Raw genomic sequence first — 14231 nt, forward strand, 5'->3', positions numbered from 1 at the left:
CCTTCATTGTCGTCACTGCGGCGGGCCAAGCGCGAATTCGCGGTGGAATATCTCCAGGTTCAAAAGCGCCCATATCAGTTTTTCGTGGTCCGCGGCGCGCTCGGCGTGCTCCGTGACAATCTGGTCCAGCTTCTTGGCGCTCAAATAGCTACGGATGACCGAATGGGACGAACACAGATGGTCTCGTACATAATCGCTCATCGACCCGCGGAACCATTCGGCGACGGGCACCTTGAAGCCGATCTTTGGCCGGTTGAGGGCCTCGTCGGGAACCATGCCGGCCATGCAGTCGCGCAGGATCTGTTTGCTGCCCAGGAGACCGAGCCTGTAACGATCGGGCAGCTGGCTGACGAAGGAAACCAGATCGCGATCAAGGAATGGCATTCGCCCCTCGATTGAACCGGCCATCATCGTCCGGTCGCCCCGTTCCAAGAGGTTGTCGGGCAACCACGATGTCTGATCAAAAAACAACACACGGCGCAGATGGGATTCCGTCACACTCGAAGAGAACGGGAAATCGTTGCGGTCATGGCCGCAAGTGGCCAACCCACCGAGGAGCGAATCGCGTTCCCGCGCCGTCATGGCTCCAAACCAGGAGATCATCCGGGTTGCAAAGTCCCGTTCACCCGCGCTTCGGGCAAATATGTCGAACTTGGCCGATGCGCCGGGCAATGCGCGCATCAAAGGGGCGAGGAGATTGTTGTGAAGCGACGCTGGAACAAGTGACCGGTAGACACCCGCCAGAGACTCTGCGCGATGTTTGGGGTAGCCGCCGAGAATCTCGTCCGCCCCTTCGCCCGTAAGCACCATCTTGACGTCCCGCGAGGCTCGAACCGACATCAGGTAAATTGGAATGTCCGTACTTTGTGAAACAGGTGCCCCCCGATGGCGGACCATCTTAGGCAGATGATTCATCAGGTCATCCGCCTGGATGACGATTTCGCAATGATCGGTCTTGAAATGATCGGCGACGCGCCGGGCGAATGGAAGCTCGCTGTAAGCCTGTTCGCTGAAACCGACCGAAAACGTACGAATCGGGTTGTCGCTGTGCCTGGTCATCAGGGCAACGATTGCCGACGAGTCGAGCCCCCCGGATAGAAAGGCGCCAAACGGCGCATCACTGCGCATCCTGATCTCGACAGAACGGTCGAGCAATTCCAGAAATCGTCGCTTGGCGGTTCCTGGATCGATATCCGCTGTCAGATCGGTCTGATCCGGGGGCGCATAATAGCGCGTTTCCGTTACTTCCCCTTGCGACCACACAGCGTAGCTTCCCGGGTTGAGCTTGCGGATCTGTTTGAAAAGCGTCCGCGGTCCAGGCACGTAACGCCAGGTCAGATACTCGCGCACTCCATCCAGATCGAGTTGCTGGCCATCTGGCTGCGCAGACAACAACGCGCTGATCTCCGAGGCAAACGACAGCAAATTTCTGCCTTGCATGAGGTAAAGGGGTTTTTTTCCAAAGGGGTCGCGAGCGAGGATCAATTCGCGCCGTTGAGCGTCCCACAGCGCAAAAGCGAACATCCCGCTCAATCGGTCGAACATGGCCAGGCGCCACTGGTCATAAGCCCTGAGCAGCACTTCCGTGTCGGAGCGTGTGCGAAAACGGTGGCCGAGACCGATCAACTCCTCACGCAGCTCGATGTAGTTGTATATTTCGCCGTTGAAAATAATCCGGAGCCGTCCGTCCTCGGTCTGCATCGGCTGATTTGAATCGGCGTTTAAGTCAATAATCGCCAGGCGGCGATGCACCAATGCCAACTGGTCCTCGCCTGTATTCAGGTCCAGGAGTTCGATGCCTTCGGCATCGGGACCACGATGCTGCAAGGCATTCGACATCCCGACGGCCCGATCTTGTGGCTTCTCGACCCTGCGCCCAATCCAGCCGGCAATTCCGCACATTCTTTCCCTTGGCCCTCTTTCCCTTGTTTGCGTATGATCGAGGACACCAATCTACAGCGAATATATTAAATAGCTGCTCGGTGGAGTGATTTTAAAACTGAGCCTGATTTGGTTCGATCAGGCCCTCTCGGCTGCAACTGGAGACGACAGTCCTTGGGTTTCCACGCGATTGATCGCCAGCAACCAGGCAGACCGCTCGAACCGATCCTGACCCGATGACGAGTTATCGCAGGCCCAGTGCCCGCAACATCTCCCGGTCCGGGATCGCAGGCCCCTTGGGTTGGATAACACTCATTCCGTAAGGATTGGAGAATTCCCAGGCCGACCACGGCATCGCGAAACGTTCCGCCTCTCTGCGCACTGCCATGAGATAGCGCAGGCGATCAGCATCGAAAGCTCCCATGCGGCCATCCGCAGACATCAGGATAACGCCGAATTCGCCCACGAACAGGCGTCGGCTCGCTATGCCATGGGCTTCAGCCCAGTCGACCGCCTGACGGAAACCCGCTTCGAGCTGGCTCTGCCCCCAATTCTGCTCAAAGTATCGGGCGATCGTTTCACGCGCCGAGGCCATGTTCATCACCTCTTCGATCTGGCTCAAGCCGGCGGCGTCCATCTGCGCCTTGAGGGTTTCGGCGACCACTTCGGGCGTGCTGGCGTCGGCAGGCCAGGGAAGGCCGGAGGAGAAAGCGTTCTTGTCATCGGCCCGCTGGTGCGTGAAGCTGTGCGGATCATACATGTGGAAGCTGTAATAGACGTTGGGGTCGTCGAAGTTGGGGTCCAGGTTGACCAGTCCGGCGATGCTCCCGCCGCAGGCGCCGGTCGCGACGATGGTGAGTTCGCTGCTGACGGCGCGAATATCGCGAACCGTGCCTGCCATGATCCGCTGCCAGTCATCGCTGCCGCTTGAATCGCAAGGGTAGTAGGCGGGCTCGTTATAGGGCTCGAGGGCGACCTTGTCGGCGCCAATTTTGATCAGCATGGCAGCCACCGCCACTACCATTTTGCGATAGCGGGCAACACCCTCGCTGTCGGCCCTGCCATAGATCATTTCCATGCTGTAAGCCGGAACCTGGCTGACGCCATGCAGATCGAAAACCACCTTGAGCCCGCTTGAAACGACCCGCTGCACCGCAGCGGCAAGCATGTCCAGCGCCTGTTGTCGTTTGGCGCCCTCGCTGGCAAGCAGAGGGCCAGGGTCGACACTCAGCCGGACAAAGTCGAAGCCCATGGATCGAATGCGATCAAACTGGTCGCCGTCCGGCCAATCGGTGAGCGGCCTGCCGCCCGCAAGCCATTCCTTCTCGCTGCGATAGGGCGGCCATTTGTAGGAACCATCTTTCTCCACCGGCGACCAGTTGAGCCATTCATGGACGCCGACGCCGCGCTCAAGCGGGATCGGCGCCGCCTCGGCTGACATAGCCATGCCAAGCGCGCACGCTATGACGTAGACAACTTTTCTCATCGCAAAACTCCGCGTCATGGCCGAAGATATTAACCGCGGGAACGGAAAAGAGGATGCCGCCACACGCTTTTTCGACGGGATGGTGTATGAGGATCAAAATCTTGGCGGAGCGCGGATGAGGGTCGGGTGGTATTTCAACCGATTGCGCAGCATGGAGTTGGCCGAGATATTGCATCGGTTGGACGAGCAGCGCCGGAGGACCGTTTCGCGCCGCCGCGACAACGGCTGGCAGCGCTATGCGTCGCCGCAGTTGCACCCGGTGCTGCACGGATTGCGGAATGCTGTGCCGGCCGCTGCGACACCAGCCCAGCGGCAAGCTATCGAGGCGGCTGCGCAAAACACTCTTCGAGGCCAGTTTTCAGCACTTGGGCAGACCTGGCCACAGCGAGACCCCTATACTCTCTTTCCACCCGAGCTCTGGCGCCTTGATCCGGTGACCGGCCGGCTTTGGCCGGGCCCCAAGACCCATACTTTCGATATCGATTTTCGCCATGCCACCGGCCGTGGCGATGTAAAATATGTTTGGGAAATCAACCGGCTGCAGCAACTGCCGCCACTGGCTGCCCATCTGCTTCTCACCGGCGATGATCAATCCCGTGCGGCCATCGAGGCGGCGATCGAGAGCTGGCATTTCGCCAACCCACCATTTCGGGGCGTTGGCTGGGCCTCGGGCATCGAGGTCGCGCTACGAGCCATCAGCCTGATTGTCACGCTCGACCTCGTCGGCGACCGGCTTGGCGCGGCGACGCGAGAAAAAGTCGGTGAAATACTGGCGGCAAGCGCCTATTGGCTGCCGCGGTTTCCCTCCCGTTTTTCGTCCGCCAACAACCATCTCGTCGCGGAACTGGCTGGCGAATATCTGATCGGTCTGGCTTTCGGGGCCGAGGTGGCTCGCGAGTCGCTCCTGGCTGAGGTGCTCAAACAGATCCTGGCCGATGGCGCCGGGGCCGAGCAGACCCCGACCTACGCCGCCTTCAGTGCCGAGCTTTTCCTGCTGTGCGCTGCGGCGGCGCGCCAGGCCGGACTGCCTTTTCCCCAGCCCGTCGAAGCGCGTTTGGCCGCTTTCGCCAATTTCGCAGGCTGGCTCCCGCCGAAAGCCAGCGGCTTCGGCGACAATGATGAAGGCCGCGTGATCACGGTGGGGGGCGAAACCGATTATGTCGGATCGGTCGCGGCCGCCATCAATGGTTTTCTACGGATGCCGGGCAGCGCACCGGAGCCTGGCGATTTTCGCGCGCTTTTCTTCGGCGCGCCACCGCGGCCGGCGCCGGTGCCGGATGGATTGCATACGTTCACGCAAGGCGGGCTCTCCGTCTGGCGCGGCGAGATGAATGGTCGCAACGTCCATCTGACATACGACCACGGCCCGCTGGGCTACCTTTCGATAGCGGCGCACGGTCATGCCGACGCGCTGTCGCTCACCCTGTGCATTGACGGCGATCCGGTGCTGGTCGACCCCGGCACATGGCTCTATGGTTCGGGGGGAGGCTGGCGCGACTGGTTCCGCTCGACGCCGGCGCACAACACGCTGAACCTAGAGGGTAAAAGCCAAAGCATCATCTCCGGGGCGTTCAACTGGTCGCACAAGGCGGTTGCGACATTGGTGGAGAGCGAGCCGGGGCCGCACTGGAGGCTGTGTGCCCGACATGACGGGTACAAAGGCCGCTTCGGCGTTGTGCATCAACGCGCCGTGACACGCGATGGCGACGGCATCCTCGTGACCGACCAACTGCTCGGCGGCAGCCGCGTCGCTGAGATCGTCTTCCAACTCGCCGCCGACCTCCACGCCAACAGGGATGGAAACATTGTCACGGTATTGCGCGGCGCTGAACCTTTGATGACTATCCACTTTCCAGACGCAGCGATCCACATCCGTTCCGGCGGCGACACACCGGGCCAGGGCGGCTGGGTTTCGCCGCGTTTTGGTGCAAGGCAGCCAGCCGAACGCCTCGCATGGCGTGGCCAAGTAGGCGAAAAGGGAGTAGTCATCCGGCTCGCGCCAAGTCCGCCGCAGACCCGATAACGGGCAGGTTGCAGGCGCAGCGTTCGACATTAATTACGTTCAGATATTTAGCGGTTTTGACACCGTTGATCTGCTAATTTGGCCATGATTGTTCTGCCAGTCGCATCCCGATACACAGTTGCGGGCAGCATATGATGGGCCTGGCAATATGTGCTTCGCGACGAGCCGGATCGCCATTTCACCACCTAGGAGCCACTGCATCGATGTTTTCGGAATTCGCCAGAGTGATCGTGGAAAAACTCTCACACATCAATCTGCTGACACTCGGTCTCCTGTTGCTCACGGCGCTGGGGAGCGCGGTGGTCGCCTACTGGCGAACGGTCGAACAGAAATCCTTCCGGGACTTTTTCGACTTCGCCTTTCCCGCGGAAGTCATCATGCACCCATCCGCGCGAGCGGACGCATTGTTCTGGATCACGAAAAGGCTGGTGATGCCCTTCCTGCTCATTCCCGCCGGTGTCACCTTCGTTGCCGCCACGGGATATGCAACAAACCAGGCAGTCGGCTGGCTCTTCAGCATCTCGCAACCGCTGATACCCGGCCCCGCCGGTCCAGTGACGATCATCCTCTTCACCGTAACCATGCTCGTTGCTTACGATATCTCCTACTACCTCTATCACGTTGCCCAGCACCGTTTTCCGTTCCTGTGGGAATTGCACAAGGTGCATCATTCGGCCGAAGTGATGGTTGGGATCACCAAGGACCGGGTTCACCCCCTGGACGATTTGATGAACCGGATCTGGGACGGCGTCATACCGGGGATCAGTTTCGGCTTGTGGAGCCTGATTGCGCTTAATCCGGCCGAGATCGCCATATTTGGCATCAACGTCTATGTCATTCGCAACATTCTCATGATGGACTTTGTTCGCCACACGCATCTGAAGATTTCCTTCGGCCGATTGAACGGCGTCATCTTGTGTCCGCACTGGCACCAGGTGCATCACAGCGTCGACCCTCGCCACTACGACAAGAATTTCGGGCTGCTTTTTTCATTCTGGGATCGCATATTCGGAACGCAGTTCATCCCGGATCCGGACGAAGACCTCAAGTTTGGACTGATAGATCGCGACGTACGCGACTATCAGTCGCTTTTCGGACTTTACGTGCTGCCGCTCAAGAAAATGGCAAACCATATCATGCGACTTTTTCAAAAGCGCATCGATGTCGCGCGGCCGCAGGACCGTCTCCAACCATGAACAAAATGGCTTCGATTGACGCTGTTGGTGCGGAGCGACTGGAAATCGTCAGTTCGACGGATCGCCTGGCCGCCATCGAAGCCGAATGGGTAGACCTATGGCATCGTACCCATGCACTGATCTTTCAGAGCCATGCCTGGGTTTCGGCATGGTGGAGCACCGTGCGTGACCGCGACCGGCGCTCGCTGCGGATCGGCCTGGTATGGAGCGATGACAGGCTGGTCGCTGTCATTCCCCTGGCGATCGGCAGACGAAAAGGACTTCGGCTCCTCGAATGGGCCGCCAATAGCTATACGGACTATGGTGATATTCTTGTCGCGCCGGAATGCTCCCTATCGGCCCTCCAGAACCTCTGGAACCGGATCTGTTCGGCAGGTGGCTTCGATCTTGCTTTTATCAATCGTCTGTCTCCGGATGCGGCAGCCCGCAGGATTTTTACACCGGCCTCTTCCAGCGGCGTCAAGCTTCGCGCCAATCACCGGGAGGAAGTCAGTTATCGCGTCGCTGGACAGTGGGCCAGCAGAGCAGCGTGGCTGGCGGACCAGCCGAAAAAGATGCGCCAGAACTATCGGCGCGGCATCAAGATACTGGAAGAAACAGGCGAAGTGAAATTCCGCCTCCTGTCGGCCGACGAGCCGCTGCAGCCATTGCTGGAGCGACTATCGGCGCTGAAGCGCAGATGGCTGGAAAAGCACACGCGTGAATCCGACCTTTTCGAAGAGGGCGAGCCGGCTCTTGCCGCTCTGGTCGACGCGCTGTCACGCGCCGGTGTGCTGCGCATTTTCGTACTTGAATGCAATGGTGCGATGGTCGCGGTTTCCATCAACATCGTCCAGCACAACGTCATGATGGCATTCGTTACCACCTACGACCCTGATTTTAGCCGAGCGTCGCCGGGTGCGGTCCTGATTACGGAGTATATACAGTGGTCGTTTGATCACGGCTTGGGATTGGTCGATTTCCTCTGTGGCGGAGAGGCCTTCAAACATAGGTTTGCAACACAGGCCGTTACCCTCCAATCCGTTCTTGGGGCACGCACTGTGCAGGGCGCGCTCGCTTCTCTCGCTGATCGTATCTGTCAGACGATCCGCGTACGCTCACGCGGATTGGCGTCGGCGAATCCAGAGCGCCCGCCCGATGAGACTGCTTAATTTAGCTGGATAACTCGGGCATAAGCCGCCGAGCGTTGAGGGCTTGGCGTGCCACATGGGCGCGCCATTCGAAAATCCGCGTCGATTACGCCTCGGAGTCGGGACCGAATGGGGTCCTCAGGTGGAGACTTCAGCCAATTCTCGCAAATCACGTTTCTCGAGGCGCAGTTTGTTGTCTGCGAAGCGTCGCAACAGGTTCGTTGGCGTCACAAGGGTAGCAGGCTAGGTCCTGAAATCATTGAAGATTTTTCGGACAGGGCGCTACCATAGGTCCGCGTTTCCACTATGATTTCAACACCTTAGGTAGGCTGGTAGCGGGAGAGGGACTTGAACCCCCGACCCCAGGATTATGATTCCCGTGCTCTAACCAACTGAGCTACCCCGCCAGGGCGGCGAAAGGCCCGAAATCGCCTTAAATCGAAAGGCATTTCGAGGCGTTCGCCAAGGTCGCGCGGATATAAGGTTGGGAGGGCGAGCCTGTCAAGCATCGATGCGCGAGGGGCGCCGGCATATTGTCGCCGGTAAAAGCTTTGCCGGGCTGGCATCTCCGGTAAGCCACCGGGGTTGAGTTCGACGGGGCACGCCGCTATGTCTCGGCCAAGAAATTAGAGTTTGAAGCTGATGAAGCCGCGCATTGCAGTCCTCGGTTGCGGATACTGGGGCAGCAACCACATCCGCACCCTCAAGGCGCTCGGCGCGCTGCATGCGGTTTCCGATGCCAATCGGGCGCGGGCCGAAGGCTTTGCCAGCGAGCAGGACTGCCTGGCGATCGAGCCCGACCAGCTGTTCGTGCGTGACGATATCGACGCCATCGTCATGGCGCTGCCGCCGCAATTCCATGCCGATCTTGCCGTGCGCGCCGCTGAGGCCGGCAAGGACGTGCTGGTGGAAAAGCCGATTGCGTTGACCGTGCCCGACGCCGAGCGCGCCGTGCAAGCAGCCAAGGACAATGGCCGCGTATTCATGGTCGGCCATGTCTTGCGCTTCCATCCCGCCTTCGAGACGCTGAAGGCGCTGATCGACAATGGCGAGCTCGGCGAGGTCCGCTACATCCACTCGCACCGGCTCGGCCTCGGCAAATTCCACACCGAGAACGACGCACTGTGGGATCTGGCGCCGCACGATTTGTCGATGATCCTGGCCATCACCGGCACCGAGCCGATCGAGGTCAGGGGCGAGGGGGCGGCACTCCTCGACAATCTCAGCGATTTCGCGCATCTGCACATGCGTTTTCCCAACGGGCTGCGCAGCCATCTCTTCACCTCGCGGCTCAATCCCTACCGCGAGCGGCGGCTGACCGTGGTCGGCACCAAGGCAATGGCGGTGTTCGACGATGTCGAGCCCTGGGAGCGCAAGCTGGCCGTCTACCGCCACGCGGTGTGGCAGGACAGCGGCCAGTGGGCCTTCACCACCAACGAGCCGTCCTATGTCGCGGTCGGCCAGGGGATGCCGCTGACGCGCGAGCTCGAGCACTTTATCCAGTGTATCGAGACGCGGGCCGAGCCGCGCACCAGCGGCGAGGAAGCCATCAGGGTGCTGCGCATCCTGACGGCGGGTACAGTCACGCACACAAAGTCCTGAGACCGTTTCGAAACTCTGCTTTTAAGGCAGATCGAAACTAAAACTGTCTCAGAGAGAGTAGTGTTTACTCTGCGGGAATCTGCGCCGGCCTGGCTGCGAGCCGGCTGAGCATGGCTTCGGCCTCGGCGCCGCGCTCGGAGCGCTCGATGAAGCCGCCGCCGAAGACGCGGGCTTCGTTGCCGTCGTCGGAATAGAGCACGCAGGCCTGTCCGGGCGCGATGCCGGACTCGCCGTCGACCAGTTCGACAAAGGTGCTGCCGGCGCGGTGATGCAGCACGGCCGGGCGCGGCGGCCGCGTCGAGCGGACCTTGGCGAACAGCTCCATGCCGGCGGCCGGAATGTCGGACAGCGCGCGATCGCCCAGCCAGTTCATGTTGCGCAGATAGATCTTGTGGGTCTCCAGCGCCTCGCGCGGGCCGACGATGACACGGGCCCGGTCGGCGTCGAGATGGACGACGTAAAGCGGCTCGCCCGAGGCGATGCCGATGCCGCGGCGCTGGCCGATCGTATAGCGCAGGATGCCGTCATGGCGACCGAGCACGCGGCCGTCGATATGGACGATGTCGCCTGGGTTGGCGGCAGCTGGCTTCAGCTTGGCGATGATGTCGGAATATTTGCCCTGCGGCACGAAGCAGATGTCCTGACTGTCCTGCTTGGCGGCAACGGTCAGCCCCATTTCTTCGGCGATGGCCCGCACCGCAGGCTTGGACAGCCCACCCAGCGGAAAGCGCAGATAGTCGATCTGCGCCTGCGTGGTGGCAAACAGGAAATAGCTCTGGTCGCGGTCGGCATCGACGGGCCGGAATAGCGCGCGGTGGGCGCCATTGGCCCCGGAGCGGATATAGTGGCCGGTGGCGAGCGCATCGGCGCCAAGGTCCTTGGCGGTGGCCAAAAGGTCGGCGAACTTCACCGTCTGATTGCAAGAGACGCACGGAATGGGCGTTTCGCCGGCGACGTAGCTTTCGGCAAACGGGTCGATGACCGCCTTACGGAAGCGCTCCTCATAGTCGAGCACGTAATGCGGAATGCCCAGTGTCTCGGAAACGCGGCGGGCATCGTCAATGTCCTGGCCGGCGCAGCACGACCCGGCCCGGTGCGTTGCGGCGCCATGGTCGTAGAGCTGCAGCGTGACGCCGACGACATCATAGCCTTCGCGCTTCAAAAGGCCGGCAACGACAGACGAATCCACACCGCCCGACATGGCGACGACGATGCGGGTGTTTTGCGGGCTGGCGGGAAGGTCGAGGCTGTTCATGGTTCTTTCGTTCTGCGCGGCGCTTCAATGGCAGTGGCGCGAATATAGGTCAACCACACCAGCGGCGCCAGCTTTGCGGCGGTGCCGATTTTGCGGGAAAATTGCGCGCCTGCCCGCCGTTGCCTCAAATGCCGACGAAAAGACTAACGCGGCGTTCATGATCCTTACCTACTCATTAGGGTTCGCTTAGGCAATTTTTAAAGCTGTGGCGGTAATGTGGTGGGGATTGGGTCTTTGAGTTTTTAGTAGAGAGTACGATGACCGATCTTGTTAGACCGCGAGTCAAATATGTTATTGGGCCTGACGGCAGCCCTCTTACGATTGCCGATCTTCCGCCGACGAATACACGTCGCTGGGTTATCCGGCGCAAGGCGGAAGTGGTTGCTGCGGTGCGCGGCGGGCTTTTGAGCCTCGACGAGGCATGCCAGCGCTACAAGCTGACCACCGAGGAATTCCTGTCCTGGCAAGCGTCGATCGACGAATACGGCCTTGCCGGGCTGCGCACGACGCGCATCCAGCAATACCGGCACTAGAGCCAGGACCACAATAGAAAAGGGCGCGGTAACCGCGCCCTTTTGCCTGTCGGCAATGCCTGCTTCAGACCGTCAGCACCACCTTGCCGATCGGCCTGGTGGCGAGAAAAGCGTGCGCGGCGCCCGCCTGTTCGAGCGGAAAGCTCTTTGCCACATGGACCGCAAGCTTTCCCGCATCGACCAGTTTGCCAAGTTCGACGAGGCCTTCACGGTCGGGCACGACGGACATGCGCTCGACGCGGATCCCACGCGCAGCAGCCTTGGCTCGGGTGGTGTCGTGGACATTGAGCAGCGACACCAGGACCCCACCGTCCTTCAGGACTGTCAGCGATTGGTCGGCATGGTCGCCGCCCATCGGCTCCAGCACCAGGTCGACGTCGCTGACCTCGGCGGTGAAATCTCGCTTGGTGTAGTCGACCACTTCATCGGCGCCGAGCGAGCGGACGAAATCGAGTTTCTTCGGGCTGGCGGTGGCGATGACATAAGCGCCGTGCGCCTTGGCGATCTGCACCGCCAGATGCCCGACGCCGCCGGCCGCAGCATGGATCAACACGCGCTGGCCGCGCTTCAGGCCGCCATGGCGGACAAGGCCTTCCCAGGCGGTCAGACCGGCCAGCGGCAGCGCGCCGGCATGATTGTGGTCAATGCCTTGCGGCTTCGGTGCGATTTCATCGGCCGGGGTGACAGCGAGCTCCGCATAGGCCGCGGCCTGCTTGGGAAAATGCGGCATGCCGAACACGGCGTCACCGACCTTGAGGCCGCCATCGACGCCTGGGCCTACCGCCTCGACCGTGCCTGAAATATCCCAGCCCAAAGTGAAGGGTGGTTCGCCCAGCAAAGGATAGTAACCGGCGCGCACCGAGCAATCGACCGGATTGATGCCGGCGGCATGCACGCGCACGAGCACTTCGCCTGACTTGGGCGAGGGCGCGGGGCGATCGGCGATGACGAGGACGTCGGGCCCGCCGACGGAATTCTGGATAACGGCACGCATGGGAGGCTCCTGCTGGGGTTTTCTGAGCCGCTATCATTTCGATAGTAACATTCCCTTGTCCAGTATGTACCTTTTCCATATATAGGCACCTCATGGATAGTGATAATGATTGCGGCTCCGGCTATGACGCCTTCCAGCGGACGTGTCCTTCGCACGCCGTGCTCGAGATGCTGGCCAGCAAATGGGTCTATCTGACGGTTTGTGCGCTGCGCCGTGGCCGGATGCGCAATGGGGAACTGGCGCGTAAGCTCGAAGGCATCACACCCAAAATGCTGACGCAGACCCTGCGCGTCCTCGAGCGCGACGGGCTGGTGCGGCGCGAAATCTTTCCGGTGATCCCGCCGCGGGTCGAATATGAATTGACCGAACTTGGCCAGAACCTGGCGGGGCTGCTCACCCAGATACGCTCCTGGTCGGAAGAGCATGTGCCTGACATCAAGCAAGCGCGGGCGAGGGCGGCGGCGAACCAGGACGGGGATTTGACACGGGCCTGAAGCTGCGGCCGCCTTGCGGCCAGGTCAGCAGCGCCGGAGCCTTTTGGCGCGCTACACGCAAAGCAAAGCGCGGCGTCAGGCGGCGCCGGTCGGGTTAAAACCCTGCCGTCAGCCGATCATGGCGCTGCGACCGCCGAGTTCCGCGTCGCGGATCTTGGTGTCGCGCGATTCCAGCATCTCGGCCTTGGAAAGCTCCGCTTCAGCTTCGCCGAGTAATGATTCGGCAGCGCTTCGCTGCTGGGCGAGGTCGCTTTGAGAGTTTCTGAGGTTATCACGGCGCAGACGCGCCGCCTTGGCGAAGGTCGGATAGGCAAAATGATTGATGTCGGTGATGCCGGCCTTCTTCTCCTCGGCGGTGATCTGAAGCTCCAGTTCAACGGCCATGCGCTCGAACTCGGCGATCATCATGTCGAGCTGCAGCAGCTGCCGCCGCTTCTCATTCACCTGAAATTGCTTCAGCCGAACGAGGTTTTCACGTGACTTCATGATTCGGTACTCCCGGAAACGCACACCTGCACATATCGTCCAATCCGCCCGCCAGGGCCTGGCGCCGCCCGTATCCACCGGCATTCCCCGAACTATGGGAAACAAATCCCTAAAGTTTTTTGCCGGCGGTAACCATTCGTTTACGCGCATTGTTAATCATAAGGGCGAGGACTTAAGGCCGGGTAAAAATTCCGGCTCCCGATACGGAAGCCGGCCAGCGAGTCCCTTGAGTCACTTAGTCCGACTTATTAATGTGTTGCATTAGCGATTTGGTTCTGTGATTCATCATTAGATTCAAGAGGGTGTAGAAAGGGGTTAAAAAATCTGGTACCGTCCTTGGTGCGGAATTAGGTTTTGTTAACCATTCGATGGCAGCCTCTGTTCAGGCAATCACTGCTCCGGTCCCGGATGGGTCGTGACATGGTCCGGCGGCAGAAAAGGGGAATGAAATGCGCGTTCTGCTGATAGAAGACGACAGTGCAACCGCTCAGAGCATCGAGCTGATGCTCAAATCTGAAAGTTTTAATGTTTACACGACCGACCTCGGCGAAGAAGGTGTCGATCTCGGTAAACTTTATGATTACGATATCATTCTTCTCGACCTCAACCTTCCCGATATGTCCGGCTACGAAGTCTTGCGGACACTTCGCCTGTCCAAGGTGAAGACGCCGATCCTGATCCTGTCCGGCATGGCCGGTATAGAGGACAAGGTGCGCGGCCTGGGCTTCGGCGCCGACGACTATATGACCAAGCCGTTCCACAAGGACGAACTGGTCGCCCGCATTCATGCCATCGTGCGCCGTTCCAAGGGCCATGCCCAGTCGGTCATCACCACCGGCGACCTGGTGGTCAATCTCGACGCCAAGACCGTCGAAGTCGGCGGCCAGCGCGTGCATCTGACCGGCAAGGAATACCAGATGCTGGAGTTGCTCTCGCTGCGCAAGGGCACCACGCTGACCAAGGAAATGTTCCTCAACCACCTTTATGGCGGCATGGACGAACCGGAACTGAAGATCATCGACGTTTTCATTTGCAAGCTGCGCAAGAAGCTCGACGCAGCATCCGGTGGCCAGAACTACATCGAGACGGTCTGGGGTCGCGGCTATGTGCTGCGCGAGCCGGAAGACATCCGCGTCAGCGCCTGAGCGAAC

At 60.3% G+C, this 14231-nt stretch carries 12 protein-coding genes and 1 tRNA gene; 7 read left to right on the forward strand and 6 right to left on the reverse strand.

All coding sequences use genetic code 11. The features are described 5' to 3' along the window. Nucleotides 1–12: 12 nt before the first annotated feature. The gene (gene asnB, locus NKI10_RS00070) at nucleotides 13–1902 is read right to left on the reverse strand and encodes an asparagine synthase (glutamine-hydrolyzing) (RefSeq protein WP_352857892.1); all 1890 of its coding nucleotides are present in this window, start codon (nucleotides 1900–1902) and stop codon (nucleotides 13–15) included. A gap of 223 nt (nucleotides 1903–2125) precedes the next feature. Continuing rightward, nucleotides 2126–3367, reverse strand: coding sequence for a glycoside hydrolase family 5 protein (locus tag NKI10_RS00075; RefSeq protein ID WP_352857895.1), 1242 nt, complete (start codon nucleotides 3365–3367; stop codon nucleotides 2126–2128). A 16-nt stretch (nucleotides 3368–3383) separates the two neighbouring features. Between NKI10_RS00075 and NKI10_RS00080 the strand changes: the two genes are divergently transcribed. From NKI10_RS00080 to NKI10_RS00090, 3 genes are all read left to right on the forward strand, one after another. After that, a complete protein-coding gene (locus NKI10_RS00080) occupies nucleotides 3384–5390 on the forward strand; it encodes a heparinase II/III family protein (RefSeq protein ID WP_352857898.1) in 2007 nt (668 codons plus the stop codon). A gap of 203 nt (nucleotides 5391–5593) precedes the next feature. After that, nucleotides 5594–6586, forward strand: coding sequence for a sterol desaturase family protein (locus NKI10_RS00085; RefSeq protein WP_352857901.1), 993 nt, complete (start codon nucleotides 5594–5596; stop codon nucleotides 6584–6586). Beyond that, nucleotides 6583–7737, forward strand: coding sequence for a GNAT family N-acetyltransferase (locus NKI10_RS00090; RefSeq protein ID WP_352857904.1), 1155 nt, complete (start codon nucleotides 6583–6585; stop codon nucleotides 7735–7737). Before NKI10_RS00085 ends, NKI10_RS00090 begins: the two co-directional genes overlap by 4 nt. 309 nt (nucleotides 7738–8046) lie before the next feature. Here the strand turns inward: NKI10_RS00090 and NKI10_RS00095 are convergent. Then, nucleotides 8047–8123: transfer RNA gene (locus NKI10_RS00095), tRNA-Met, on the reverse strand. Nucleotides 8124–8358: 235 nt separating this feature from the next. Here NKI10_RS00095 and NKI10_RS00100 point away from each other — a divergent pair. Then, complete coding sequence (locus NKI10_RS00100; protein WP_023683623.1) at nucleotides 8359–9318, forward strand: Gfo/Idh/MocA family protein; 960 nt, start codon at nucleotides 8359–8361, stop codon at nucleotides 9316–9318. A gap of 64 nt (nucleotides 9319–9382) precedes the next feature. Here NKI10_RS00100 and mnmA read toward each other — a convergent pair whose 3' ends face one another. Further along, nucleotides 9383–10573: a tRNA 2-thiouridine(34) synthase MnmA gene (gene mnmA, locus NKI10_RS00105; protein ID WP_023683624.1), complete on the reverse strand. Its 1191-nt coding sequence runs from the start codon at nucleotides 10571–10573 to the stop codon at nucleotides 9383–9385. A 257-nt stretch (nucleotides 10574–10830) separates the two neighbouring features. Between mnmA and sciP the strand changes: the two genes are divergently transcribed. Beyond that, complete coding sequence (gene sciP, locus NKI10_RS00110) at nucleotides 10831–11106, forward strand: CtrA inhibitor SciP (protein ID WP_013529904.1); 276 nt, start codon at nucleotides 10831–10833, stop codon at nucleotides 11104–11106. 64 nt (nucleotides 11107–11170) lie between these two features. Here the strand turns inward: sciP and NKI10_RS00115 are convergent, their stop codons facing one another. Next, on the reverse strand, nucleotides 11171–12100 hold the full coding sequence (locus tag NKI10_RS00115; protein WP_352857907.1) for an NADP-dependent oxidoreductase: 930 nt from the start codon (nucleotides 12098–12100) through the stop codon (nucleotides 11171–11173). 92 nt (nucleotides 12101–12192) lie between these two features. Here NKI10_RS00115 and NKI10_RS00120 point away from each other — a divergent pair, with 92 nt between their 5' ends. Then, nucleotides 12193–12594, forward strand: a complete 402-nt coding sequence (locus tag NKI10_RS00120; protein ID WP_023669944.1) for a winged helix-turn-helix transcriptional regulator — start codon at nucleotides 12193–12195, stop codon at nucleotides 12592–12594. A 108-nt stretch (nucleotides 12595–12702) separates the two neighbouring features. On the opposite strand, the gene NKI10_RS00125 is transcribed toward NKI10_RS00120, so the two are convergent. Next, nucleotides 12703–13080: a flagellar export protein FliJ gene (locus NKI10_RS00125; RefSeq protein WP_023669945.1), complete on the reverse strand. Its 378-nt coding sequence runs from the start codon at nucleotides 13078–13080 to the stop codon at nucleotides 12703–12705. A gap of 449 nt (nucleotides 13081–13529) precedes the next feature. Between NKI10_RS00125 and ctrA the strand changes: the two genes are divergently transcribed. Then, nucleotides 13530–14225, forward strand: a complete 696-nt coding sequence (gene ctrA / locus NKI10_RS00130) for a response regulator transcription factor CtrA (RefSeq protein WP_006203583.1) — start codon at nucleotides 13530–13532, stop codon at nucleotides 14223–14225. Nucleotides 14226–14231: the final 6 nt, after the last annotated feature.

The organism is Mesorhizobium sp. M0802 (assembly GCF_040320115.1).
Classification (GTDB): domain Bacteria; phylum Pseudomonadota; class Alphaproteobacteria; order Rhizobiales; family Rhizobiaceae; genus Mesorhizobium.